This window comes from Paraburkholderia sp. SIMBA_027 (assembly GCF_046535315.1).
Lineage (GTDB): Bacteria > Pseudomonadota > Gammaproteobacteria > Burkholderiales > Burkholderiaceae > Paraburkholderia > Paraburkholderia tropica.
Genome location: NZ_JAWRWY010001790.1, coordinates 1 through 228, shown reverse-complemented (window position 1 = coordinate 228; position 228 = coordinate 1). Strand labels below are relative to the sequence as shown.

The 228-nt window shown below is 65.4% G+C and carries 1 protein-coding gene; it reads right to left on the bottom strand.

Features of this window, described 5'->3' with window-relative positions:
* On the bottom strand, nucleotides 1–228 hold a 228-nt coding region (locus SB764_RS45335), incomplete at both ends, for a hypothetical protein (RefSeq protein ID WP_410867485.1).

Here is a 228-nt window from a genome sequence, read left to right as displayed (position 1 = left end):
CGCATGCACAGCGATGGGCGGCATCAAGGATGCATTGGCGGATCAAGCTGCGGTCCGCGCGCGTCATGCGTGCTTCTTCCTTGTCCTCGCCGCCAGTGATCATGAGCCGTGCGGTGATTTCCAGCTCGCCCAGCACGTCGCGCTGCTCGTCGCCGTCCGTCGCGCTCGTCGGTTCATCCAGCGCGTCCACGTCGAGCGTCTGCACATGACTCGGGGTATCGACGAGGC